Here is a 25,411-nt window from a genome sequence, read left to right as displayed (position 1 = left end):
GAAACATAAACATATATAAAATCAACATTTACCAAAGAGTGATATAATCCCTCAGTTTTTAATGGTTGAATGTCTATTTCGCAGCAGCTCAAGGAGCTGATGACACAACTCAGTAGATTTTTGCAGTAGCTCTTTTTAGTTGTTCATCGTAATTGTTCATAGCTATGGTATGTCTTAGGCATTTGAGCAAGAGCCAACGTTTGTGGTGCGGTTTGTTGGTCTTGCTGGGGGGAGTTATGGTGCATCGCCCGATGCCTGGCTTCGCGCAAGCTGGTGACCTCAACCAATATTGTCAGCTATCTCAAGCTGAGGTTGATGCTAAGGAAGCTGTGAGACAACAAGCGGCCAATGGAGATGCCGTTGCGATCGCACAGTATCGCGATCTGCTCAAACGTCATTCAGATATGTTGCAAACCTGTCGGCAGCGTCAATGGCCTCGCCAGCAGGCGACCTGGATTCGTTTATACCCCTGTGATTTAAGACCCGGAGTGCTGGATGCTCTAATGGATCGAGTCATTAATTTGGGCTATACCGAGATCTATGTCGAGGTGTTTTACAACGGTCAGGTGCTGCTTCCTAAGCGGGATAATCGTACTGCCTGGCCCAGTGTTGTGCAACAGCGCGGCTATGAAAACCGTGATTTGTTAGCAGATGCGATCGCAGCAGGTCGTAAGCGAGGTCTCAAAGTACATGCCTGGATGTTCACCATGAATTTTGGTTATTCCTATGGCCAACGTCGAGATCGTCAGCAGGTACTGGCCCGTAATGGTAACGGTGAAACGACCTCAGCATTTGCCAGTCGCGGCGGTAGTAATAATCCAGAAGAAATCTTTATCGACCCCTATAACTACCAAGCCCAGAACGACTATTTGCGCATGTTGCAGGAAATATTGCAACGCAGGCCAGATGGCGTACTTTTTGACTACATTCGATATCCCCGAGGCCTTGGCAGTTACTCTGTTGCAGGTCAAGTTAGTGATCTCTGGATTTATGGCACTGCGGCCCAAAATTCCCTACTTCAGAGAGCCGTAAATAATAAAGGTAGAGAACTGATTCGACAGTTTCTCACCCGAGGATACTTAACAGAGGGCGATTTAGAACGAGTTGATAGGCAATTTCCCAATGAAGCTGAACCGCTGTGGCAAAGCCGACGACAAGCCAACAGCACGAGCGATGTGCCAGCTTCAGTCCGTCGCCCTGCTCTACAGTTAGAGCTGTGGCGTTTAAGTGTTGCCCATGCTGTGCAGGGAGTCATTGACTTTCTCACCACAGTTAGCCAACCCGTAAGACAACAAAATATTCCAACAGGTGTGGTCTTTTTCCCCACAGCCAATCAGCCTGTAGGCACTCAAGGGTATGACTCCCGCTTGCAACACTGGAATCGTTTTCCCACATCCATGAGCTGGCATCCAATGGCCTACAGTATCTGCGGTAACACCCGCTGCATTGTGCAAGAGGTGCAAATGGTACTACGGCAGAACAGTGCTAATAATGTGCGTCCTGCATTGGCAGGCGTATGGGGTAAATCAATTAATAACAGACCCTCCTTAGAAGCTCAGATGTCAGCGCTTCAGCAAGCAACCCCAAATATTAATTCAGTGAGCCATTTTGCCTATTCTTGGCAAGACCCAGAATTTGACCGAGTCAGAAAGTTTTGTGAATTGCCGTAGCTCAAATGCCTTCTTTAAAGAAGAAGCTGCGATAGCATTTCGTGAAAGTTATTGTTAAGTTTCGTTCTCTTTAAGGACGGTATATCGTCCAAAGATTGGCAAACAAAAAGTAAATAAAGGCCAAACGTGATAACTAGAGCATGCCATAAACGCTGTCTCATGATAGTTACCCTCACACATCATGGCTACTTAGCTTATGGGGGTCTCCCCAGCTCTGCGACTGGTCATGTTACGTAAATGAAAGTGTCACATCACAGAGTTGTTTACAGATGTGAATTTAGACCTTTCCTAAAGAATCTACTACCCAATCCGAATTCATTAAGCCCGATTAAAAATGGACAATCCTGTAGGGGTACTCCCTTGTGGATGTCCCTCGGTACCGGGCGTTATCAGTCAGGATTTTGTATAACACCTTTATAAAAAGCCCCCGTAGACCTAAAGAGTCTAAAGGGGCTTTTTATAGATTAATTAATAATTAAGGTTGTGTTGGGCTGATAATAATGCCTTGCTCAGAAATGCATTAATCGTTTACTCAACACCCTCAATACGGTTCTCTACTTCTTCATAGAGCTCCTGTAAACGTTCGATGTTGTTGTCGCTAGTTTCCCAATAGCCTCGACCATTGACTTCCAACAGTGTTGTTACCATGCGACGGAATGAGTTGGGATTCAAATCCATGAGTCGCTTACACATCTCCTCATCCTGGATAAATGTGGTGTTGGCATCTTCATAAACCCAGTTATCCACAGCATCAGCAGTCGCTGACCATCCCATGGTGTTCACCAAGCGGTTAGATAACTCACGCACACCTTCGTAGCCGTTGGCTAGCATGCCCTCGTACCACTTCGGATTTAGCAGTTTAGTCCGAGAGTCTAAACGAACAGTTTCCGAAAGGGTTCTGACTTGAGCATTTGCTGTAGTCGTATCTGCCACAAAGGAAGCAGGCTTTGTCCCGTCACCCCGTAGCTGACCAATCACCTTAGTGGGGTCAGAATCAAAGTAGTGGGAAACGTCAGTTAGAGAAATTTCCGAAGAATCTAGATTCTGGAAAGTAACATCAGCTGTTTTTAGGGACGCCTCAAACAAATCACGGGACTGGTCCATCACACCCGGATTGTCTGAGTTAAAAGCAAAGGACTTACGCTTGAGGTACATTTCCTGAAGCTCAGACTCCTCCTCCCAGCTACTGTTCTCAACCGCCAGGTTAACGTTAGCAGCATAGGAACCAGAAGCATTTGAGAAGATGCGAGTCGCTGCTTCTCGTACTGATAGCCCCATTTCCTCAGCCTGCTTCAAAGCATGCTTGCGAACGAAGTTCATTTCCAGAGGCTCATCGGCTTCAGCAGCCATTTTCACAGCCCGATCTAGCAGAGCCATCTGGTTGACGAACAAGTCGCGGAATACGCCAGAACAGTTAATCACCACGTCAATCCGGGGACGACCGAGCTCTTCTAGAGGAACAATCTCCAGCTTATTCACGCGGCCTAGGGCATCAGGTACTGGCTTAACCCCAACGAACCAAAGCATCTGAGCTAGGGACTCACCGTAGGTCTTAATGTTGTCAGTTCCCCAAAGAACAGAAGCAATTGTCTCAGGATACTGACCGCCATTGTCCTGGCGCTGACGCTCTAGGAGGCGATCAACCACCACCTTGGCAGACTGAACAGCTGCGGTGGTAGGAATGGACTGAGGGTCCAGGGCGTGGATGTTTTTGCCGGTAGGCAATACATCTGGGTTACGAATGGGGTCACCACCAGGTCCAGGTAGGATGTAATCTCCATCTAATGCTCTGAGTAAAGAAGACAGCTCGTTATCGGCAACAACCTGCTTCAGACAGAACTGTAGATACTCAAACAAAGGCTTAAGAGCTTCCTCGTCTACATTTTTGTAGCCAAGATTGTGAAGCGCTTCCACCCAAGGATCTTGGCGCTTGCCAAAGTTAAAGAACTTCAGCATGGTCTTCAGGGATACTCGACCCTCAGCGTCCAATTGTTCATTAACAATGGCACCAACAGCGGCACGGGTCGCTTCATTGATTTCGTACAGTAGCTGTACATCATCTAAGACGCCCAGATCGCTGTTGTTGTAGATTTCATCGATATCTCGCTCAAGACTCTCCGCAATGATGCGCTGAAGACTCTTGAACCCTTCCTCCTCACGGTCGAGACCTGCAATATTTACCAGGGTGGCTACGGCTTCCTCTGCTGTAGGGGGCTTTCCGATGACATGGAGACCACAAGGTAGCAGTCGAGATTCGATTTCCATCAGCTTGATGTAAATCTTGCCCACCAGGGTGTCGCGGTCGTCTTTACTAATTTGGCTAGCGTCTTCTACATCAGGAAGGACAACATCGCGATCTAAATTGACTTGGCGTGCCTTCTCAATGATGGCATTGACAATAGAAATCGCTCGACCGCCTTCTTTAAGCCCCTGGTACGAACCAATCAGCTCGCTTAGCTCCTTCAGTCCCTTGTACAAACCTGCATTCTCAGCAGGCGGTGTCAGGTAGCTGATGGTTTCTGCATAGCCACGCCGCTTAGCAATGGTGGCCTCAGAGGGATTGTTGGCAGCGTAGTAGTAGAGGTTTGGAGTACTGCCGATGAGGTTGTCGGGGTAGCACTGCCCTGACATACCCATTTGCTTGCCAGGCATAAACTCCAGGGAGCCATGGGTACCAAAATGCAGAACTGCATCTGCCTTCCAAATCTTTTCGATAAAGGTGTAGTAAGCGGCAAAGCCATGGTGGGGGCTAGCGGACCGTGAGAACAGCAACCGCATGGGGTCACCTTCGTAACCAAAGGTGGGTTGTACACCGATAAACAAGTTTCCGAAGGTCTTACCGTATACCAACAGATTCTGGCCGTCAGTATTGAGGGTGCCTGGCGGTGGTCCCCAGTTCTCTTCTAAGCGCTCTGAGTAAGGAGTCAGTTTTTCGTACTCAGCCACTGACATGCGGTAAGCAACATTGAGTTCAGGGCTATTGTATTGAGCCTGGGCATCATTGATAACTTCCAGCATCAAAGCTTCTGCCGACTCAGGCATGCCTTCGATGGTGTAGCCCTGCTCTTTCATTTCGACCATGGCTTCATAGATGGAGCCAAAGACGTTTAGATAGGCAGCAGTACCGACGTTACCCTTGTCGGGGGGGAAACTAAAGACGGTAATGGCTAGCTTTTTATTGGCACGTTTGACACGACGTAGGTTGGCCCATTTCAGAGCACGCTGGGAAATAATTTCTACCCGATCTTGCAGAGTAATAGCACGACCGGTCATGCCATCACGGCCAGAAACCACAATCGGATCAATGGCACCATCTAACTCAGGAATCGCCATCTGTAGAGCTACCTGAATGGGGTGTAGACCTAGATCGCTACCTTCCCACTCTTCAGTGGTTTGAAAGACTAGGGGAAGAGCCACCATATAGGGGCGATTCAGCTTCTGGAGTGACTCAATCGCCTTGGGATGATCTTGACGAGCAGGACCACCTACCAGGGCAAAACCAGTTAGAGAAATAACGGAATCAACCAGGGGCTCTTGAGTAACAGGCTCGTAGAAGAACTGCTCCACAGGTTTAGAGAAGTCCAGTCCGCCAGCAAAGACGGGGATCACTCGAGCGCCTAGGTACTCCAGCTCCTGCACCATGGATACATAGTGTGCTTCATCACCGGTAACTAGGTGGGTGCGCTGTAGAACAATACCAACGCAGGGAGCTTGGTCCCGTTTATGGGACGCAGGTAAATCCTGGCGGAAGCTATACCAGTTAAGGTATTCCTTGACATCTTCATACATGCAAGGAGCAAGGGGGTGCCAGATGCCGGTATCGGGATAAGTGACAGGCTCGTTGTACTCCATATTTTGAGGAGCACCTTCGATTTGCTTATCGCCGAACATGTAGCGATCGGCCAACATGAGCATGAAGTTCTCCAGGTTCTCAGGAGAACCGCCCAGCCAGTACTGGAAGCTGAGCATGAAGTTACGGGCATCTTGAGCTTTGTCTACGGGGAGATACTTGAGCACCTTGGGCAGAGTGCGCAAAAGCTTGAGCATGGCATCTTCAAAGCTGCCACCCTGCTTTTGTCGACGCTTTTTCATGAATTCGCCAATGGCACTCTTGGACTGACCCAACTGAGCCATGGAGAAGCTGCCCATTTTGTTGAGGCGCATCACCTGGGGCATGGATGGGAAAACCACGGCCACGTCAAGATTGTCACGGTGAGGCTTAACAGCAGCGGCAACTTTCTCGGCCAGTTCCTCAATAAAGATTAGGGAAGCAACAAAGACGTTGGCTTCAGAAACATCCTTCTTAAATGCTTCGTAATTGTTACTATCGCGAAGTTCCTCAATTAGATAACCGCTAACTTCTACTGCTATGTGGGGATTATTAGCGTTGATGGATTTAACAGCTGCTGACAGAGCGCTTTGATACTGTGGCTCTAAGACGACGTAGACCACTTTCATCAAGGACCGTTCGCCAAGGTTCTCGGGTGAGATATGTCTCACAGTGGGCTTGACGTTGGTGAACATGCAGTTTACTCCTTCCTCTGTGTGTGCTCGCTTGCAATGGGGGGTGATGACTGCCGCCTAGCATTTGAAACCCAGGAAAACCTAGGGCATTGCTACCGGTTGGACTGATTAGGAAATCGCAATTGACCCAGTAATCACAAAAACGTTTGAAACACGCTTTACAAAAGTGCATTGATTACTGTATTGAGAAACATTCCATAACATCTGAATAGGTTTTTAAACCTATTGTGTTTGTATCAGAAAATCCCTGCTGACTAGGGATACAGCCATAGATGCGATACAAAATGACATATTGACTCTCACTTTATGTAACGAATTCGTTACATAAAGTGAGAGTGTTACTAATTCTTATACTTCAAATAAAGCAAAAAGATAATGATTGACAAAAGTCATATTTTGTATGTTTTGGCTATTCTTTTGGATTTATCTCGTTTTCTTGGGCTCACGTTTTTACTGCAGCAATCTTCCATAAGATTTGATGTGTAAGAGATGTTCGCCGTTTGTTTTTTGGGGTTGACTATGCGGATTTTGGTGATGGGTGGGACGCGATTTATTGGGGTGTATCTGACCCGATTGCTATTGGCGGCAGGTCATAGGGTGACGTTGCTGAATCGCGGAAATCGTCCTGCACCTGATGGTGTGGAGGTGGTGAGGTGCGATCGCAAATCCCCCGAAGATCTCAAAGCCGCCCTCGCTGGCAAAACCTTTGATGCCATTTACGACAACAATGGTCGTGAGCTTGGCGATACCCAGCCCCTAGTCGAGTTATTTGGTGGAACAGTACAGCAGTTTATCTATGTCAGCTCAGCCGGTGTGTATCTCAAAAGCGAGCAGATGCCCCATGTCGAAGGCGACCCTGTGGACCCTAACAGTCGGCACAAAGGTAAACACCACACCGAAGACTATTTAATCGAGCAGGGAGTCCCCTTTACCGCTATTCGCCCTGTCTACATCTATGGTCCTCAGAACTATAATCCTCTAGAAAAATGGTTCTTTGACCGCATTAGTCATGACAGACCACTGCCCATTCCCGGCAATGGCAAAGCCATTACTCAGCTAGGACATTGTGAAGACTTAGCCCAAGCCATGGTTTCTGTGCTCGGTAATCCCAAAGCGATTGGGCAGGTCTACAATATCTCAGGTGAGCGCTACGTTACCTTTGATGGTCTTGCCCATGCCTGTGCTGAGGCCATGGGTAAACCTGTGCCAGATATTCGCCACTACGAGCCAAATCAGTTTGACTTTGGTAAGCGCAAAGCATTTCCCATGAGAGTTCAGCATTTCTTTACGTCCATTGGTAAAGCTCAAAGCGATCTAGGTTGGACGCCAAAATATAGCCTGGTCCATGGCCTTAAGGATTCCTATCAAAATGATTACTGCCGGTCAGAGCAGGCTGTGGACTTTGAATTAGACGATCAGATTTTGACATCTGTCTAGTTTTAGGCTGCCAACCCGCCCCATAACCGAAATCCAGGTTCGGTAACCCCCCCTTCAGAGAATTGCTCTGGATTAGCACTATAGTAATGAGCTTTTAAGAAACCAATTTTGAGGTTCACATTAAAAGCGGTGCTATTGCTGATTAGCTGGATGTGCCGATCCGAAGTTAATTCTGTCGGTCAGGGTTTCCCAAATTAAATCCTTCCGAGGATCAGCAATGCCGAAGATATGATTCGCCGGAGCAATTGATATGGGAAAAGTAGTTGGAATTGACTTAGGAACCACAAACTCTGTGGTTGCTGTAATGGAAGGGGGTAAGCCCACTGTCATCGCAAACGCAGAAGGCTTTCGTACTACGCCCTCTGTGGTGGCCTATGCCAAGAGTGGCGATCGCTTGGTGGGTCAGATCGCTAAGCGCCAGGCCGTTATGAACCCCATGAATACGTTTTACTCTGTAAAGCGTTTCATTGGTCGTCGCAACGATGAGGTTAGCAACGAATCCTCAGAAGTGCCCTACAACGTTCTTAACGTAAACGGCAACGTCAAGATTGAGTGCACTAACGCTGACAAGCAATTTGCACCTGAAGAAATTTCTGCCCAGGTACTACGTAAACTAGCGGACGATGCTAGTAAATACCTTGGCGACCAAGTTACCCAAGCGGTAATTACTGTTCCGGCTTACTTTAACGACTCCCAGCGTCAGGCAACCAAAGACGCGGGGCGGATCGCGGGTCTTGAGGTACTGCGAATTATTAACGAGCCTACAGCCGCTGCACTGGCTTACGGTCTTGATAAGAAGAGCAACGAAACCATTCTTGTCTTTGACTTGGGTGGTGGTACCTTCGACGTGTCCATTCTGGAAGTAGGTGACGGTGTCTTCGAAGTACTGTCTACTTCTGGTGACACCCACCTAGGGGGTGATGACTTTGATAAAAAGATCGTCGATCACCTAGCTGAGCAGTTTATGTCTCAAGAGGGCATTGATCTGCGTAAGGATAAGCAGGCTCTACAGCGTCTAACTGAGGCGGCTGAGAAAGCCAAGATTGAGCTTTCCAGCGTTACCCAGGCAGAAATCAACCTGCCCTTTATTACTGCAACTCAGGATGGCCCTAAGCATTTGGACTTGACCCTAACTCGGGCGAAGTTTGAGGAGCTAGCCTCTGACCTGATTGACCGCTGCGGTGTGCCCGTAGAGAACGCGATTCGTGATGCCAAGCTAGCCAAGGGCGACATCAACGAAATCGTACTGGTGGGTGGTTCCACCCGTATTCCTGCGGTTCAGGAACTGGTTACTAAGATTCTGGGTAAAGAGCCTAACCAGAGCGTTAACCCTGACGAAGTTGTTTCGATTGGTGCAGCGATTCAGGGGGGTGTACTGGCTGGTGAAGTTAAGGACATCCTGCTGCTGGATGTTACCCCCCTATCCTTGGGTGTGGAAACTCTGGGTGGCGTTATGACCAAACTCATCCCCAGAAACACCACAATTCCTACCAAGAAGTCTGAGGTGTTCTCCACAGCGGTAGATGGGCAGACCAATGTTGAAATCCACGTTCTCCAAGGTGAGCGTGAGATGGCCAATGATAACAAGGACCTGGGTGTGTTCCGTCTAGACGGAATTCCTCCTGCTCCCCGTGGTGTACCTCAGATTGAGGTGACGTTTGATATCGACGCTAACGGTATCTTGAATGTGACTGCCAAGGATAAGGGCACTGGTAAGGAGCAGTCCATTAGCATCACTGGTGCGTCCACCCTATCTGATGACGAAGTGGATCGGATGGTGCGGGATGCAGAGGCAAACTCCACTGCTGATAAAGAGCGCCGTGAGAAGATCGATGTGAGGAACCAGGCCGATTCTCTAGTTTACCAAGCTGAGAAGCAGATGGGTGAACTGGGCGATAAGATTTCTGAGGATGATAAGTCCAAGGTGGAAACTGAGATTGCTGGCCTGAAGGATGCGATCGCATCTGATGATGCCGCTAAGATCAAGGCTGGCACTGAGTCCTTACAGCAGGCCTTGTTTGCACTCAGCAGCAATATGTACGGTGGTGCTGACGCAGCGGCTGCGGCAGCTGACCCAGGTGCTGCTGGCGGCGATGCTCCCAGCGGTGGTGGTGACGATGATGTCATCGATGCTGAATTCTCAGAAGAAAGTGACAAGTAAATCCTGTGATGAACCACGGCAGTTGACCTGACTTGGGACAGCTGCCGTGGCATAGCCGACAAACTTGCTCCGGCTAGCAAGGGGGTGGATGGTTTTTACCATTCACCTTTTTTTGTAACTATTGATACCTGAACTCTCAGCCCACTCTCCGTGAGTAAATTGACACATCCAATAATTAACAACGAATCCAATAGGTTACTGTCCTTGCTGAATGTGGATTCTAACGCCTGTTTTGTCTATTTTTCTCACACCTCAATGCAGCCACTAGCTAGTTCTTAGCTGGTGGCTTTTCTCTCATTAAGATTGTGTCGGCCTATGCCGAGGTTTAGCCAAGATATTGGGTTATTTAAGGCCAATTAACGAAACGATGCTTTGGCCAGTGAAATACTCGATGGCAATCAAAATTAAGAAACCCACCATGGCAGCTCGTCCATTGAGCTGCTCAGCATATTCGTTAAACCCTTTTTTGGGGCGTTCCAGCTTAGGACTCATGGAAGGCTTAATATCAGTCACGGTGTTAGGCGCTACGTCATACCTACTTATTCTCACTATCAAAGGGAGAGTTAGTCAATGAATTTTCCTGGGTAATATCGTTCTGTCTGATTGGTGACCCTACCTTGTTTGTGGGAGAGCTAAGCTAAGATCAGCGGCCAATTCTAGGACTATGACTCTGGCATTGGGCGCATTCAAACCCTTTCAGCTTGGAGGTGCCTGTGCAGATTGGAGTGCCTAAAGAAGTTAAAAACCTGGAGTTTCGAGTCGGCTTGAGTCCTGGCAGTGTCAGAGTGCTCACAGAACATGAACATCAAGTTATCGTCGAAGCTGATGCTGGAGTAGGAGCGGGATTTAGTAATACTGACTACGAGCAGGCAGGAGCCACCCTGGGTACAGCATCTGAGGCTTGGCAGCAGGCCATGGTGGTGAAGGTAAAGGAACCATTGCCCAAGGAATATGACTATTTACAAAAGGAACAGTTGCTCTTTACCTACTTACATTTGGCTGCTAGTCACGAACTGACGGAAGCATTAATACACAGTGGTGCGACAGCTATTGCCTATGAAACCGTCGAGAAAAATCATCAGCGTCCATTACTGACCCCGATGAGCATTATTGCGGGGCGATTATCAGTGCAGTTTGGAGCCAGATTTTTAGAAAAGCAGCAGGGCGGGCGTGGCGTATTGCTAGGCGGTATTCCAGGCGTGCGTCCAGGCCATGTGGTGGTGCTGGGAGGTGGTGTTGTGGGTACTGAAGCCACCAAAATGGCCTTGGGTCTTGGGGCTCAAGTGACGTTGATTGATATCAATCTAGATCGGCTCAATCAGTTAGAAGAGTTGTTTGGTTCGCGGGTGCAGTTGCTCTATAGCAACTCCGCCAATATTGAAATGGCTGTCTCCCAGGCTGATTTACTGATTGGTGCAGTTTTGGTGCCTGGCCGACGATCGCCCACACTCGTGTCGCGTACGCTGGTGGAGCAGATGCCTGAAGGGGCAGTGATTGTAGATGTAGCAGTTGATCAGGGGGGCTGTATTGAAACAGTACGACCCACATCCCATAGTGAGCCGGTGTATGTGGAGTCGGAAGTGTTGCATTACGGTGTGCCTAATATGCCAGGTGCTGTTCCCCGTACGGCAACGGAAGCATTGAATAATAGTACTCTCCCTTACGTGTTAACTCTGGCCAATATGGGGTTGGATGCGTTGGAAAAAGATGCGGCTCTGGCGGAAGGTCTGAATGTGGTAAATCACCAGCTAGTGCATCCAGCTGTGAAGGCGACGTTTCCAGATTTGTCTTAGTTCTGCAGGTTTAACATGGCTTGGCGAGTTTGCATTTGTAGCCAGCCTACTTGTTCGTGTTTATCGAGGCGGGCTACTGGGTTAAGGGATATGGCTTTGCCAATTCTGATATCGGCGGCTCGATAACGGACGATGGACTGAACATGGGTGAGGTCGTAGTGCTTTTCTAGATGGGGGCGTATAACGGGTGGGATGGTAATCGGTTCTAATTTCTCGGCTGTGGGTACAATCATCGTCGGTATGACCGGCACCTGGGCTACATAGGCCAGATGGGCGAAGCCTGATTGTAGCTGAGCCAGTGGGGCATCAAAGTCATTGGCAAAGATATAGTCTTCGCCTTCTGGAAAAATGCCGAGTAGTTTTCCCTGTCGTAAACGATGTAGCGCTTGCTTAATGGATGACGGTGTTGGGTAGCCTTCGGTTTTGACGGGGACCATGCCGGTTAGAGAGAGCACCTGGCTGGTAACGGGGATGTTTGTCATGTAATCGGCCACCATCCAGGCAATGTAGCGGGGTAGGGCGAAGGTAATGAGTAGGCCGTCGGTATCAGAGCGATGGTTGCAGACAATGATGGCCGCGCCACGCTGAGGAATATGGTTGATGCCGTGGGTTGCGATCGCAACTCCCCTCAATAAAAAAGGACGTAACAACCATCGCAGGCTATGGTAGACCGCTATTTGAACATCCATACCATCATCATTGAGAATAAGAGTGAACCTGACTTCATATAGGCTAACGCCTCCAGGGGGAAACCCCCATCAAAAACAAAAACGTCTATGACCCCTGATGAACTGAACAAGTTAGAGGATAATTTACGGTCTTCTGCGCTGAATATACGTATCATTGCGTTAAATACGCTAGCCAATAAATCTCCTGATATTGCTATGCCTATATTGCGGCGTTTATCAAAAGAAAGCTCTTTTTTGTTAAGACGTTTGGCAGTAATGGGGTTTGGTAATCATGCTCCAGATGACGCTGCATTGGCTAGTTTGCAGGAGTTAATGACTACAGAAACGGATGCTAATGTGCTGGCGGAGGTGGCTAATTCCCTCTATGAATTTGGGGATATATCCATACCGCTTTTAGCGCAGCTATTTGAGGCCAATGACAACTGGCTTTTGCGGCAGACTGTATTATCAATTTTGCAAGAAAGCAACCATCTTGATGTGTTGCTTGAGGTCTCGCTCAATGCATTAGATGATCCGACTCAAACCGTTAAAGAAACAGCGATTTTGTCTCTGCGGCAGGTGTTGATGTCGCCTCTGCAAGCTGAAGCGTTAGAAGCATTGACTGCGTTAGCCAATAGTCCAATTTGGCGCGATCGTTGGCGGTCGGCGACTGCCCTGACGGGGTGCGATCATCCCCGAGCCAAGCGGCTATTAATGCAATTGCAAAAAGATGAAAATCACTATGTAGTAGCGGCTGCATTAGATGCCTCGGTGGGTAGTGGTCTGTAGGCAACGCCCATAAAAACGCCCCGACAAATTATTCATCAAAATTCCCCATGCCCACACCACGCGAAATTTTAGAGGCCCTATTGCCTAGCCTGAAAATAGCCGCAGGCTATGCTCGAAAAATCCAGGCCAGCATAGCAGTTCATCCCGATAAGTTTGACTCGGAGAACTTTTTTGCAACGGCCCTAACCGATGCAGATCTTTCCATTCAAACCTTTATTGAGGTGACCTTGTTATCACTGTTTCCAGAGATTCGTTTCTATGGTGAAGAGTTTGAGAAAACCTATAACACCAAGTATTTCCGTTCAATTAAGCTAGGCCCTCAGGATGACTATTTAGTCACCCTTGATCCCATCGACGGCACTCGGTTCTATATGGATGGTCATCCGAATTATCAGATTATTCTGACTGTTCTCAATGCTGATGGTTTTGAAGCGGTTATAGCCTTGAGTCCAGCGCTTGATCGGTTTTACTACAGTCTACGGGGGCAGGGCACATTTTACGGCACGCTAGCCGATGACCTTGATAGCTGTCAGCCATTAAAAATAGGCATACCGAAGGATCAGGTTTTGCTGAGTTGGGCGCTGACGCACCTTGCGGATTCTTTACAGGGACAGTTTGAGGCGATTTGCGTTAAGACTGACTATTCCCGAGAGGTGGCGATTCCTAATACGAATGGTTTACTCACGGGCGACCTGACCGGGGCGATTTTAGCGGCAGGTAAGTTTATTGATGGGGGTGCACTGAGCTGGATGGCAAAGGAGATGGGCTATGTGGTGACCGATCATCAGGGCAATGCCTTACCTGAACTAAGTGCTTGTAAGGACTATCAGTGGCCTGGCGTGGTGGTGGGGGCATCGCCGGAGGTGCATGGAAAACTATTGAAGGCATTAGCCAGTTATGGGTAAGCGATTTGTTCTACCAAATCTGCTTCATGGTCAATGTTAAGGCAGGTAGCTCAGGGGCTCCGCTAACAATTGCAGGGTTCTCCATGGTGACGACGGCTTGATCGGGTCGATTAGCCAGACAAAACTCAACAAAACCCTGGTGGGTCATCCCTGGCAGTTGAATGGCGAGGGGGGTGGTGGAAGGCTTGATTTGCAGAGTATTCATGGGACCGTAGCCGTTCGGTATCCATAGGTTAGCGTATGGAAAAATTCTTAGACCATCCAGACATGCAAGATAAACGACTTAATCTCAGATGCTTTGCGTAATCCATCAAGTTTTCTTTGGGTATGGTAGAAGCACATTGCAGAGCTTGATATCTCCGCATGAAGTGATACGCCCGATGGAAATCTTTTAGGAGAACCAATTTCTGCACATGATGTGGAGCCAAGGGCGTTGGCGGAGAAGATTAAAGAGTGGGGATCTGCTCTCTAAGTCCCTCACCTCGGAAGAAAGAGATTGTGATGAGGACAAAGATACTACCTAATGTGGCTACAGCCAGGAAGGGATTGCTACGTATACATTCAGGTGCCAGTCAATGGGATGCATTCAAGACCAAGGATGGCTGTAGGGCAAAAAAAAGGATAGCCATTCGACTATCCAGCGTAATCTCGATTTAACTGGGGACATAATGAGCCTGGCGAATGCCAGGCCATAGACTTAAAAACCTAAATTTGCTTAGCTAGAAAGCCAGCTTCTGGGCTTAGATTGGAGGCACGCTAAGCAGTTAAGACTTTACACATAACCGACTATGACTTGCTAGTTGGGCATATCCAGTCCCTTAGATTTACGTAACTATAAGGTTCCCTATGAACATGGCCGATCTCGTGGCGAAATATGCGGAATCTGTCTGAGAGGGACGAATTTGCGACTTAATACTCACTCCCACTTACCCGTCCACCCAAACCTGCCAGCCTGGTAAAGTCACTGAGTCTGAAAAATATTTTGCACCATTTGCTTGTCGGAGGTAGCCGCAGCACGATCGAGCTCATCCACTTCGCTAGGGCTCAATCTCCATCCCATGGCACCAATATTCTGCTTTGCTTGGTCTAACGTTTTAGCCCCCGGAATTGGCGTTGTGCCTTTGCAGATACACCAATTAAGAGACGTTTGGGCCATAGTCTTGTCCCGCTCTGTAGCCACTTCTCGCAAACAGTCCAGCAACGGTTGAATGCCTGGCAGTAATTGCCGAAACAAAATACCCCGAAAACCTTTTGGTTTAGGCGTATTTTCCCCATATTTACCCGTCAGTAGTCCCAAACCAAGCGGGCTGTAGGCAATCATCTGGATGCCCAGTTCATCACAGAGTTCCTTTAACCCTAACTCGGTCACTGGATAGGTCGATAACAGCGAATACTGTACCTGTAAGGAGGTGATTGGAATGCCCCGTTCTGAAAAACGTTTATGCACCCAGCGCAGACGTTTGGGACCGTAGTTTGACAGTCCTACGCCTTTGACTAAACCTTGCTCATATAGATCTGCCAGACCATCTAAAAGGGGACCTTCTTGCCAGGGAAAGTAGTTGGCAGTGGGCCAGTGCATCTGGGCAATATCCAGACGACCCATACGTTCTTTGGAAGCTCGCCCGGCGTTGGCCATCATGCCTCGGGTTAATCGCCACGGATAAGCGGCTAGCTTGGTGGCTAAACAAATGTTCTCTTTATTTGGGCCTTCATAGACCTGGCTAAATTTCCCCAACAGTTTTTCACTTTGGCCATTGAGTTTACCCGTGCCATAGGAATCACCTGTATCAAATAGTGTGACGCCATTTTCTACGCAACAGTTGAATACCTGCTGCAGGTCAGCATCCATACTCTCGTTATAGCCCCAGAACAAGCGATTGCCCCAAGCCCAGGTGCCACAGCCCATTTCAGGTAGCGTAATTGTTGTGGTGGCAGCAGTGGCGGTCATGAATTAAGTGACTTTGGATGCGACATTAGTAACCTATCTGCTTGAAGTCAACCCTGGCAAGAGATTTTCATTATCCCTTGCGTGTTCTTTTACCTCGCTCACGTTGGGGCTTCTATGGATTTAATTCTAGGGTGCTACTTTTTATTCCTACTTTTTATCGCGATTCCCACCGACGTGCATACACCTCGTTCACTATTCACCACTCAACTCTCTTACACACTGCCTGTATTCATCTCAACTGGGAACTGCTACGTATGAACTGCCTATATATCAAGATCAAGCTGCTCGAAAACCGCCCTTAGAAAATCTGGGCTAGACTACGTCTAATAAATCGTTTTGATGGAGTTTAGCCTGTGCGACTTTCCTGGCTACTGGGTGGTGGAACAGCGTTGTTGATGGTCGGCCTAGGTCTGGGACAATATCATATTTTTTCAACGGTGAGATCAGTGGCAATGGAAACTGGGGATGCGATCGCACAAACCTCCCCAACAGCGCCAGACAGGGAGCAATCACATCAAGAAATCCTGACAGCGCTCACCGATGCCAGCGTGATTTACCTGGGTGAAACCCATACGGATAAAGCCGATCACGTGGCCCAGCTAGAAATCATCAAAGCGATGCATGGGGCCAATGGTGATATTGCCATTGGTCTGGAAATGTTTCAGCGTCCGTTCCAGTCAGTGTTAGATCAATACATTGCTGGTCAGATCACTGAGGCAGAACTGGTAGAGCAAAGCGAATACGAAACCCGCTGGGGATTTGACTGGGAGCTCTATGCCCCCATTATTCGCTACGCTCAGAGCAATCAGATTCCGTTGATTGCTCTGAATACTCCCAGGGAAATTACTCGTAAGGTTGCCAGGCAGGGTTTAGCTAGCCTAACGGGAGACGATTTAACCTACATTCCTCCCATTGATGACATTGACACCAGTGATGAAAACTATCAGGCGATGGTCGCCCAAGTATTTGGTCACCATGGCGGTCACGGCAACAGCGGCCCCAGCTTTGAAAATTTCTTTGCTGCCCAGGTGCTGTGGGATGAAACCATGGCTGAAACCATCGCTGATTACGTTACGACTGCTCCCGATACCCAAGTGATTGTGTTAGCGGGTGAAGGACATGTGGTCTTTGGTTTTGGTATTCCTAGCCGGGTGCAACGACGCCTGGGGGATGATCTGGTGGCCTATAGTGTGCTCCTGAACCCACCAGCGACAACGCCTGAGCTAGCAGATTTTTTCTGGATTTCAGAATCGACCGAATTTGAATCTACAGAATAATGTGTTCCTGGCCTATGGCTAAGGAGAACACCCTATTCAATAGGAATAAAATCAAATCCAATGCCAGATCGATTGCCCACTTGAATCTGCACAAGTTGAGCCGCTCGGTTGCGATCGCCTGAAGGTAAAAAATGCACCTCTCCGGTCGCGCCATCGGCGTAGAAGTCACCCTGATGCAATGTGTTGCGGAGGCCCTCACGACTGGGACTCTCTAACAGGGCTGCTCCCAGGGATGCGATCGCATCATAGGCCATGGCACTGCGCCAGCTAACATCGCCACCCCAAATTTGCCGTGCCTCTGTGACAAAATCAGAATTTGGGTCTGATAAGATATGCCAGGGTACTGCAACGACTAACCCTTCTGCATCCACACCACCCTCTTTTAATACTTGAGGATGGTATAGATCATCACCACCAATGAAAGGGATTTCCTGGTTGATCGCAGTCATAACTGCCAGGGAAGGCTCCAAGGTATCTGTGCTAGATGCCAGCATAATCACGTCGGCCCCTTGCTCTTTGGCCAATGCAATTTGTTGCTCTGCATTAAATGCTGTATCGGCGAGATCGTATTCTGTCATCACTTCACCACCGTCACTAAAGACTGAGGTGGCAAATTCACTTTTTAATGACAGACTATAGGCACTGTTGGAATCGTAGTAAAGAATAGCTTTCTCGGCGTTCAGGTCATCGATCATGTAGCGGGCAAGAGCTGCAGCTGCAAAACTATCGCTGGGCACTGTCCGAAAAATATAAGGACTAAAGCCGGAGAGTTCCACCGATGTACTAATGGCAGAGACCATCGGCAGTTTGCCCTGGTCATACACGGGGGCTGCTGCCAACGTCACGCCACTGCTGTAATGTCCTAAAACTCCTAAAACTTCTGACCGATTTACCAACTCAGCGGCTACAGATTTAGCAATACTGGGATCGTTATCATCATTGGCAATCAGGAGCTTAATGGGGGTGCCTTGGCCATCGCTCACCTGATTCATTACCTGTTGCGCATGACCAGCACCCCGCAAAATTTCTAAGCCGATTTCACTGGTGTTGCCAATGGGGGCAATCACAGCCAGTGTATGAGCGGTTTGGTTGCCAATGCGAGCATTGTTCAAATAGATAAAGGCCTCGGGATCGTTACGGTTTTCGTCGAGGGCCGCTTCTAAATTTGCGATCGCTTGTGCGTAATCTCCTTTTGCATAGGCTGCCATACCTTGCATTTTTAAGTCTGAGGCATTGGGTAGTAAGCTTTGTGTGCCCCCACTGAGTCTGTCTGATATTGAGGTTTTCGCAACCACTGATGTTGATTGTGTGTCGGCACTAGCTGTCTTCGCGGTTGGCTTGGTGCTGACGCTGGATGATTTTGGTGTCAGTACACCTGCAATGCTAAGGAAGAAGACCCCTAAGATGCCAAACGTAGTCAAGAATAATAAGATTTCAAACTTGTAATTTTTTATGGTGCGCATGGCTCAAACAAAAGCGTTTTAGGTTAATCGATTAGCAAAGATCAATGCAGCGTATTGACCCGAATTTTCTTCACAGAGTTTGCTGATTTGCTGAAGTCTTTGGAGCCAACACGTTTTTATCATGTTTTTATAGTGACTGCTCTTATAGCAGTTTGGTTCTCAATCATTCACATCACGTAATAAGTAGCCATAAGTAGACAGTAGTGTGCCCGGTTCCGATATGGGTGTCACCATGGCAGAATTTTGTGAGAGCCAGCATATAAAAGCCCCTGCTACAGTTATGCAGCAAGGGCTTTTATACCAAATCCGAACTCATTAAACCCGATTAAAATAGGTAACCCTGTAGGAGCAATCCCTTGTGCGGTTCGGCTGAGCTCACCGTCGAAGCCATGCCCTGCAATATCGGGCGCTATCAGTCAGGATTTCGGATTGAGAGATGGGCCGAAAAGCTAAACCCAAGAAAAAAGTTTGTACCTACCCGATACACTTTGATAGGCCTATCTATCTTTGATAGACCTACCTAGGCTGTAGGGACAAATCTTGGGGGAATAGGTCCTTTACTTGACGGATACCTTAGCGCCAGCTTCCTCAAGCTGCTTCTTAGCAGCTTCAGCGTCATCCTTGGAGACACCTTCTTTAATGGCTTTAGGTGCACCTTCAACGATAGCCTTAGCTTCCTTAAGACCCAGACCAGTGAGGGCACGAACAGCCTTAAGAACAGCAATCTTGTTGCCACCGAAGTCTTCGAGAACAACGTCAAATTCAGTCTTCTCTTCAGCTTCTTCACCGCCGCCACCACCAGCGCCGGGAGCCATCATCATCATGCCACCAGCAGGGGCAGCAGCACTTACATCAAAGGTCTCTTCGATTTGCTTAACAAGCTCAGACGCTTCCAATAGAGTGAGCGACTTAAGCTTTTCCAAAATTTCGTCAGTTGCAGCGGACATGGATTTCTCCTTGATTAATTACAAAACAGATAGAAACTAGAACAAAGCTGGGATTTACTCGCCGCCTTCGCCACTTTCTTTGTCGACATAGGCCTGAAGACCACGTGCAATAGACGACGGTACTTCTTTGACGCCCACTGCAACTTTGGTTGCCAGAGCGTTGATAGCACCTGCAATCTTCGCGTAAAGCTCTTCCTTGCTGGGTAGATCGGCTAGGGCTTCTGCTTCTGCACTTGTCAGAGCTTTGCCTTCTAGTACGCCACCACGCAGTTCAGTCTTTTTAGTGTCCTTCTGGAATTTCTTATATTCCTTGACGACACTACCGATGTCTTCTTTGGTTAACAACAGTGCAGTGGTGTCTTTCAATAACGCCTGCACTGGCTGCCAATTTTCGTCATCTTGAACCGCGATGCGGATCAGGGTGTTTTTAGCAATTTTACAAGTGCCACCCTTCTCACGAATACGGTTACGTAGATCGCTGATCTCGCCTACCGTCAGACCTTTGTAGTCAATAACAAAAATAGATTGAGTATCACTCAAGAGATCCTTGAGTTCGGCAACAATCTCTTTTTTGTTTTCTAGGGTTCTCCCCATTCGGATCTCACCTCCTTAATTGCGGGGATACAGTAGAAATATTGCTACTGCTCAACCTAAACTAAAATTCGAAATCAAAAGGGCCTTAGCTAATTGCCGAGGCCCAAAGATAAGTGCTACTTACACCCACTCTCTGCATCTCGGCAGGTTATTAAGCAAAATGCACCTGCTGTCTTCGAATGCTTATTTAGTTTTGGATGTTTTTAAGTAGCAATACCTCCAAAGCTTGTCACTGCTGATTCTCAACAGTAATTTTTTAATCTATGCAGCTGCATCCTCTAGTTGCAAGTCACGCAGTGCACTGATATCCATTTTAATGGCAGGTCCCATCGTAGCAGCTACTGACATTGTTCGCCAGTAACGACCCTTAGCACCTGAAGGACGATTACGATCAATCGTCTCTTGCAGAGCTTTTAGGTTCACCAGTAAGTCTTCAGCGCTAAAATCGGCCTTGCCAAACATCACGTGGACTATGCCAGATTTGTCCGCACGGAACTCTAGTTTACCGGCCTTAAAGTCATTAATTGCCTGGGCCAAGTCAAAGGTCACAGATCCCCCCTTCGGCGATGGCATTAAACCACGGGGACCTAAAATACGACCCAGCTTAGCTACTTTGGGCATCATGTCGGGGGTGGCAATCAGGATGTCAAAGTCCATCATGCCCTTTTGGATCTCGTCGATTAATTCCTCAGACCCGGCCATGTCTGCGCCGTTATCGGTTGCTTCAGCCACCTTCTCGCCACGGGCAATGACAGCAACGCGAACGTTCTGACCAGTGCCTTTAGGCAAGGCCACAGTAGTACGTAATTGCTGATCGGTATATTTGGGATCAATACCCAAACGAATGTGAGCCTCAACAGTCTCGGTGAACTTTGCAGTGGCTGTTTCCTTCAGCAGCTGCATTGCTTCCAAGGGCTCATAAAATTTGTCCTGTATTTTTGCCTGCAGCTCTCTCAAGCGGCGCGACACCTTCTTTGTCATGTTTTTACTCCTAGGGGTCATAACGAAGTTAAACTTCTTCCCCAAACGTTGGTCAAATAGATAAAAAATGCATCTGTATGCTGACGTTAGTCAGAAACAGTAACTCCCATATTGCGAGCTGTGCCTTCAATGATGTTCATGGCTGCTTCAACGTCATTAGCGTTGAGGTCAGGCATTTTCATTTCAGCAATTTCTTGCAATTGGGCGCGAGTAATAGAGCCAACTTTTGTTTTGTTGGGCTCACCTGAACCCTTCTCAATCTTGGCCGCCTTTTTGATTAGCACGGAGGCTGGCGGTGTTTTGAGAATGAACGTAAAACTTCTGTCTTCAAATACAGAAATTTCAACCGGGACAATTAGTCCAGCTTTGTCAGAGGTCTTAGCGTTATATTCTTTGCAGAACGCCATAATGTTGACCCCGTGCTGACCCAAGGCGGGACCAATTGGCGGTGCAGGGTTCGCTTTTCCAGCTGGGATTGCCAGCTTAATAAGGGCAACTACCTTCTTCGCCATTGATTAACTCTCTTTTTGCACTTGGTTAAATTCCAGCTCAACGGGGGTATCGCGACCGAAAATCGATAACAATGCCTTAAGCTTGCTCCGTTCAGGGCTGACTTCAATGACTTCACCACTGAAGTCCTTAAACGGACCAGACAATACCAAGATCTTGTCACCCTCAGCCATATCAACTTTGACTACAGGTGCCTGTTCTTGGGTCTGCTTAAAGATACGTTCGACTTCGGCTCTACTTAGAGGCATGGGTTTAACATGCCCTCGCCCACGTCCAGTGGCTCGGCGCTGCTCAGCACCGACAAAGTTAATGACATGGGGGGTGTTTTTAACCACCTGCCATACGTCATCCTCCAAAATCATGCGGATGAGGACGTACCCAGGAAAAACTTTTTCCTCAATATTCTGACGACTGCCGTCTTTACGCAGTTTGACCGCAGGAGTCTGCGGTATTTCAATCTGGAAAATGTACTGGTTAACGCCCAGGGTAATGGCCCGTTGCTCAAGGTTGAGCTTAACGCGCTTTTCGCACCCGGAGGCTACTTGTACCGCATACCAGCGAGACTGTGACTTTCTCGGTTCCTCAGGAACGCTAGAATCGTTACTGTCAGCTGTATAGTTTGGATCGTCAGAAGCGTAAGTCATTAGAACACCTGTCTAGAAGCCCAACCAAATAGTTTATCCACTAAGTAAATAAGTGTGGCAGACACACCCACCATTAAGATGACAGCTGCAGATTCACTAATCAGCTGCTGTCTGGAGGGCCAAACCACTTTGCTCAATTCTTCGCGAGTGCCTTTTACAAAAGACGCCGCGTCAAATGAGTCAGAGGAGTCGCTCGGCTGCTTTTCAACTACTTTCTTAGCGTCCTTTTTGACCACGTCATTAGCTTCCTTGTTTGCTACATCGAGTCAGATTGATCATGAATCAATCCAGAGATACCCAAGCAAAAATTCTACCTAAAGCTCACTGCTTGATAGAAAAAGAAAAAATCTCTTTCCTTTAAGCAACAAATCTAAATGCTTTAGGCAGAACTTATGCTAATCGCTCAGCGCGCCCTGGAGGACTCGAACCCCCGACATTCGGTTTTGGAGACCGACGTTCTACCAACTGAACTAAGGACGCACGACTCTTTGAACTTACCCCATTGTAAGGCTTAATCTGCGGGCTTTAGATGCCCTAAGACTATTTTTTGCCTGATTTGTCAATGGGACGATCAAAGCGCTGCTTCAAGCGAGTTGACTTACCAACGCGATCGCGAAGGTAGTACAACTTAGCACGACGCGCTTTACCTCTGCGTAGAACCTTAATATTGGCTACACGAGGTGCATGAAGTAAGAAAACACGCTCCACACCTACACCTTGAAAGATGCGACGTACGGTGATCGTCTCGTTGATGCCACCATTGCGCATAGCAATGACGGTACCTTCGTAGGGCTGCACACGTTCCTTACCACCTTCTACAATTCGGACACCGACCCGAACTGTATCCCCAACATAGATTTTGGGGATGTCTTCTTTGATATGTTCCGCTTCTATTGAGCGGATAATCTCCTCAGCGTTCATAAGCCCTGAAAAGCGCACGGTCTTTAATAGTAGGCCAACATGGTCACAAATACCAAGGGTTTTTGGAGGAAATCTTAAGAAGGTGACTGCTGTCTGTCTGGTCAATGGGGAATGGTCAATGGGGAATGGGGAATGGGGTAAGAATCCTGCATACTATATATGGTGTGAGCTAGATAATGCTCAAGTGCCGCACGTTTAACCCATTGCAAACCTCAATCACCCACTATGAATGTTTTAGGTAATTTACTGTCGCGGGCCTTAGCTGCACCAGTTATGGTAGGTCCGCGTAAGCATCAGGGGATTGAGTTAAAGTCTGCGCCTGAGAGGGAGACGATGCGCCAGGCCGGACGGATTGTGGCAACGGTGCTGAGGGAAATTGCCGATCAGGTGCAGCCTGGAATGACCACAGCAGATCTAGATGACCTCGCAGAGTACCGTATTTGTGAAATGGGTGCAACGCCTAGTTTTAAGGGGTATCACGGATTCCCAGGATCTATCTGTGCCAGTATCAACGATGAAGTTGTCCATGGCATCCCTCGTAAGCGCAAGGTCATTAAGTCTGGCGATTTACTTAAAGTAGATACTGGAGCCTACTTTGAAGGTTTTCATGGTGACTCCTGTATCACGATTGCTGTCGGCAAAGTGAATGGCAAAGCCCAGGATCTGATGCAAGCAGCTGAGTCTGCATTGTATGCAGGCATTGCCCAGGCGTTACCAGGGAAAACCCTGCTCGATATTGCTGGGGCAATTGAAGATAGCATTCATGCCAGTGGCTATACCGTGGTTGAAGAATTTACCGGCCATGGTGTAGGCCGAAACCTGCATGAGCCCCCATCCGTATTTAATTTTCGGACTAAAGAATTACCCAATGTCACGCTCAAGCCGGGCATGGCCCTGGCAATTGAGCCAATTGTGAATGAAGGCTCTAAGGTGACCCGCACTCTGCGGGATCGATGGACGGTAGTGACCTGCGATCGCAAACTTTCTGCCCAATTTGAACACACAGTGCTCATCACCGAAGACGGCCAAGAAATTCTGACCGACCGGTCTAAGGTCTAACGGGTTTTGAGTTGATGGTCCACTAAGCCATTCAACCTAATGATTTCTCAGTTCGCTAACTAAGAACCAAGCACTAAGAACTATTTTTTCAACTGGGCAAGGTCCACACAAGCATCCTCGTCATAGTCCACTTCGATATCGATGGTGTAGGCCTGCTGGGAGGATTCCTCGGGAAAATCAGTGTAGTCTTTGGCCTTTTCTAAGGCAATTTCGTTAAGAAACCCATAGCCAGAGCTGCGTAGTAAAGCGGGCTCGGTTGCGATCGCGCCATCGGCATCCACAACGACACCTACTAATCCTTTTGCTGGTATAGGGGTCAGACAGCTCAGAAAGCGTCGACCCTCATCAGCTATCAACGGATAACTAATTTCTACAGCCTTTTCCAAACCTTGAGCTTCGGATACGTTTAAGCCTTGTTCTTCAGTTAGGTTAACTAGCCATTTCTGCTTAGTTTCTTCGGTTTCAGGATCTGTCGTGCGCAGCACGCTATGCCGTAAACGTGTCAGGAAGTCTCGTAACAGATTCGGTACTTCTGCCTGTGCACCATCTTTAAGTGCGACTAGAGTGGGTGGTTCTTGAACTGTGGGAGTATTATCGGCTGTGTCATCACTGCCCCCGCTGTTGGGAGGATTGCTAGGGGGAGATAGAATCGCAATTTCATTGCCAGTATTCCGGTTGCCTGTTTGGTTTTGGGAGGTGCTGCCTCTTCGATTATTTCCATTGTTGGTACTGGCCCGACGACGGTTATCGGAATTGCTACGGCCAGTTGTAGAACCGGTTCCATCCGTTTGACCATTCCGCGTTTGACGGGTTTGAGCTGGCTGCTGACTGGCTGTTGTGTGCCCCCCCGCTGATGCCGGTTGACGTATGGCTGTGGCTACACCAGCCGCAGGACTAGGGGCGGGTCTGGTAGCTGCTGTTTGAGCTGCCTTTGGGGGAATCCGGGTAACCGTAATGCTTTCGCCTTCTGGATCGGGGGCAGGCACTACAGAATCAGATGAACCACCTGCTATTGGAATCATTAACAGCCCTGCATGTAGACCCGCAGCCAGCAAAAAAATTGGATTAAAAAGCAACTTCAAAAAATTCATGGCAATGCAGGGAATAACTAAAACGAAAG

The 25,411-nt window shown here is 48.2% G+C and carries 22 protein-coding genes, 1 tRNA gene and 1 other annotated feature; of the genes, 8 read left to right on the top strand and 15 right to left on the bottom strand.

The genetic code is table 11. The features are described from left to right. Positions 1-236 precede the first annotated feature (236 nt). Positions 237-1,670: a family 10 glycosylhydrolase gene (locus tag QGP82_RS02400; RefSeq protein WP_499056910.1), complete on the top strand. Its 1,434-nt coding sequence runs from the start codon at positions 237-239 to the stop codon at positions 1,668-1,670. A gap of 528 nt (positions 1,671-2,198) precedes the next feature. Here the strand turns inward: QGP82_RS02400 and QGP82_RS02395 are convergent. Continuing rightward, the gene (locus QGP82_RS02395; protein WP_163660482.1) at positions 2,199-6,194 is read right to left on the bottom strand and encodes a magnesium chelatase subunit H; all 3,996 of its coding nucleotides are present in this window, start codon (positions 6,192-6,194) and stop codon (positions 2,199-2,201) included. A 519-nt stretch (positions 6,195-6,713) separates the two neighbouring features. Here QGP82_RS02395 and QGP82_RS02390 point away from each other — a divergent pair. Continuing rightward, complete coding sequence (locus tag QGP82_RS02390; protein WP_163660480.1) at positions 6,714-7,631, top strand: NAD-dependent epimerase/dehydratase family protein; 918 nt, start codon at positions 6,714-6,716, stop codon at positions 7,629-7,631. A 250-nt stretch (positions 7,632-7,881) separates the two neighbouring features. Then, a complete protein-coding gene (gene dnaK / locus QGP82_RS02385; RefSeq protein ID WP_163660478.1) occupies positions 7,882-9,792 on the top strand; it encodes a molecular chaperone DnaK in 1,911 nt (636 codons plus the stop codon). 342 nt (positions 9,793-10,134) lie between these two features. On the opposite strand, the gene QGP82_RS02380 is transcribed toward dnaK, so the two are convergent. Next, positions 10,135-10,305 (bottom strand): CAB/ELIP/HLIP family chlorophyll-binding protein, encoded by a 171-nt coding sequence (locus QGP82_RS02380; RefSeq protein ID WP_250566268.1) that lies wholly within the window; start codon positions 10,303-10,305, stop codon positions 10,135-10,137. A 200-nt stretch (positions 10,306-10,505) separates the two neighbouring features. On the opposite strand from QGP82_RS02380, the gene ald reads away from it, so the two are divergent. Next, on the top strand, positions 10,506-11,585 hold the full coding sequence (gene ald / locus QGP82_RS02375) for an alanine dehydrogenase (protein WP_163660476.1): 1,080 nt from the start codon (positions 10,506-10,508) through the stop codon (positions 11,583-11,585). Here ald and QGP82_RS02370 read toward each other — a convergent pair. Next, positions 11,582-12,274, bottom strand: coding sequence for a lysophospholipid acyltransferase family protein (locus tag QGP82_RS02370; protein WP_163660474.1), 693 nt, complete (start codon positions 12,272-12,274; stop codon positions 11,582-11,584). The two genes, ald and QGP82_RS02370, sit on opposite strands and share 4 nt — an antisense overlap. A gap of 87 nt (positions 12,275-12,361) precedes the next feature. Here QGP82_RS02370 and QGP82_RS02365 point away from each other — a divergent pair, with 87 nt between their 5' ends. Both QGP82_RS02365 and QGP82_RS02360 read left to right on the top strand, forming a co-directional pair. Then, positions 12,362-13,042, top strand: coding sequence for a HEAT repeat domain-containing protein (locus QGP82_RS02365; protein WP_499056906.1), 681 nt, complete (start codon positions 12,362-12,364; stop codon positions 13,040-13,042). A 47-nt stretch (positions 13,043-13,089) separates the two neighbouring features. Beyond that, complete coding sequence (locus QGP82_RS02360) at positions 13,090-13,947, top strand: inositol monophosphatase family protein (RefSeq protein ID WP_163702249.1); 858 nt, start codon at positions 13,090-13,092, stop codon at positions 13,945-13,947. 10 nt (positions 13,948-13,957) lie between these two features. On the opposite strand, the gene QGP82_RS02355 is transcribed toward QGP82_RS02360, so the two are convergent. Continuing rightward, on the bottom strand, positions 13,958-14,152 hold the full coding sequence (locus QGP82_RS02355) for a hypothetical protein (protein ID WP_499056905.1): 195 nt from the start codon (positions 14,150-14,152) through the stop codon (positions 13,958-13,960). Positions 14,153-14,908: 756 nt separating this feature from the next. Further along, complete coding sequence (locus tag QGP82_RS02350; protein WP_163702253.1) at positions 14,909-15,895, bottom strand: aldo/keto reductase; 987 nt, start codon at positions 15,893-15,895, stop codon at positions 14,909-14,911. Positions 15,896-16,248: 353 nt separating this feature from the next. Between QGP82_RS02350 and QGP82_RS02345 the strand changes: the two genes are divergently transcribed. Then, positions 16,249-17,172 carry a ChaN family lipoprotein gene (locus QGP82_RS02345; protein ID WP_163660463.1) on the top strand — a complete coding sequence of 308 codons (924 nt, stop codon included), beginning with the start codon at positions 16,249-16,251 and terminating at the stop codon, positions 17,170-17,172. Between the two features lie 32 nt (positions 17,173-17,204). Here the strand turns inward: QGP82_RS02345 and QGP82_RS02340 are convergent, their stop codons facing one another. The 9 genes from QGP82_RS02340 to rplS form a co-directional block, all read right to left on the bottom strand. Beyond that, positions 17,205-18,635: an ABC transporter substrate-binding protein gene (locus tag QGP82_RS02340; protein WP_163702256.1), complete on the bottom strand. Its 1,431-nt coding sequence runs from the start codon at positions 18,633-18,635 to the stop codon at positions 17,205-17,207. A 557-nt stretch (positions 18,636-19,192) separates the two neighbouring features. Continuing rightward, positions 19,193-19,582, bottom strand: a complete 390-nt coding sequence (gene rplL / locus QGP82_RS02335; protein WP_163660459.1) for a 50S ribosomal protein L7/L12 — start codon at positions 19,580-19,582, stop codon at positions 19,193-19,195. A 54-nt stretch (positions 19,583-19,636) separates the two neighbouring features. Beyond that, positions 19,637-20,176, bottom strand: coding sequence for a 50S ribosomal protein L10 (rplJ, locus tag QGP82_RS02330; protein WP_163660457.1), 540 nt, complete (start codon positions 20,174-20,176; stop codon positions 19,637-19,639). Between the two features lie 65 nt (positions 20,177-20,241). Beyond that, positions 20,242-20,372 (bottom strand) — a sequence feature (ribosomal protein L10 leader region). A 65-nt stretch (positions 20,373-20,437) separates the two neighbouring features. Further along, positions 20,438-21,157 carry a 50S ribosomal protein L1 gene (gene rplA, locus QGP82_RS02325; RefSeq protein WP_163660455.1) on the bottom strand — a complete coding sequence of 240 codons (720 nt, stop codon included), beginning with the start codon at positions 21,155-21,157 and terminating at the stop codon, positions 20,438-20,440. 86 nt (positions 21,158-21,243) lie between these two features. Next, a complete protein-coding gene (rplK, locus tag QGP82_RS02320) occupies positions 21,244-21,669 on the bottom strand; it encodes a 50S ribosomal protein L11 (protein ID WP_006518043.1) in 426 nt (141 codons plus the stop codon). A 3-nt stretch (positions 21,670-21,672) separates the two neighbouring features. Next, entirely contained in the window at positions 21,673-22,311 is a 639-nt protein-coding gene (gene nusG / locus QGP82_RS02315; RefSeq protein WP_163660453.1) for a transcription termination/antitermination protein NusG, read from the bottom strand. Continuing rightward, the gene (gene secE / locus QGP82_RS02310; protein ID WP_163660451.1) at positions 22,311-22,547 is read right to left on the bottom strand and encodes a preprotein translocase subunit SecE; all 237 of its coding nucleotides are present in this window, start codon (positions 22,545-22,547) and stop codon (positions 22,311-22,313) included. The genes nusG and secE overlap by 1 nt, the downstream gene beginning before the upstream one ends. 171 nt (positions 22,548-22,718) lie before the next feature. Beyond that, positions 22,719-22,791 (bottom strand) — tRNA-Trp (locus tag QGP82_RS02305). A 60-nt stretch (positions 22,792-22,851) separates the two neighbouring features. Next, a complete protein-coding gene (gene rplS / locus QGP82_RS02300) occupies positions 22,852-23,232 on the bottom strand; it encodes a 50S ribosomal protein L19 (protein ID WP_006518040.1) in 381 nt (126 codons plus the stop codon). A 225-nt stretch (positions 23,233-23,457) separates the two neighbouring features. On the opposite strand from rplS, the gene map reads away from it, so the two are divergent. Next, positions 23,458-24,291, top strand: a complete 834-nt coding sequence (gene map / locus QGP82_RS02295) for a type I methionyl aminopeptidase (RefSeq protein ID WP_499056902.1) — start codon at positions 23,458-23,460, stop codon at positions 24,289-24,291. Positions 24,292-24,371: 80 nt separating this feature from the next. Here the strand turns inward: map and QGP82_RS02290 are convergent, their stop codons facing one another. Beyond that, positions 24,372-25,382: an energy transducer TonB gene (locus QGP82_RS02290; protein WP_499056901.1), complete on the bottom strand. Its 1,011-nt coding sequence runs from the start codon at positions 25,380-25,382 to the stop codon at positions 24,372-24,374. Between the last annotated feature and the right edge of the window lie 29 nt (positions 25,383-25,411).

The sequence above is a fragment of the Leptothoe sp. LEGE 181152 genome, from assembly GCF_032906605.1.
GTDB lineage: Bacteria > Cyanobacteriota > Cyanobacteriia > Phormidesmidales > Phormidesmidaceae > Leptothoe > Leptothoe turfae.
This window is presented reverse-complemented; position numbering and strand designations above follow the sequence as displayed.